This window comes from Pseudomonas onubensis (assembly GCF_965653655.1).
Taxonomy (GTDB): domain Bacteria; phylum Pseudomonadota; class Gammaproteobacteria; order Pseudomonadales; family Pseudomonadaceae; genus Aquipseudomonas.
The window spans coordinates 1-264 of sequence record NZ_CBFHAZ010000347.1; the positions used below are offsets into that span (position 1 = coordinate 1).

Below are 264 nucleotides of genomic sequence, written 5' to 3' on the forward strand. Positions count from 1 at the left end.
CGTGACCGTTGTAGCTCCAGATGACGTGTACAAGGGCGACCAAACCGTCACTACCGCTATCACTAATGTGACTGGCGGCGAGCACTTCGAGAATTTGGTTCCAGGTACCACGCCGGTCAGCACCACCGTCACCGACACTCCGGGCACTGATAACACCACTACCGTCACGTTGACGGCTCCGTCCGAGGCGAACGAGGGTGGTCAGATTACGTACACCGCTACGCTTTCCAATAAAGCTGGCACTGACGTAACGCTGAAGTTGGA

At 56.4% G+C, this 264-nt stretch carries 1 protein-coding gene; it reads left to right on the forward strand.

Going from position 1 to position 264, the window contains the following annotated elements; genetic code table 11:
* Window positions 1–264: immunoglobulin-like domain-containing protein (locus tag ACTD9P_RS30280; RefSeq protein WP_438870522.1), on the forward strand; the 264-nt coding region annotated here is incomplete at both ends.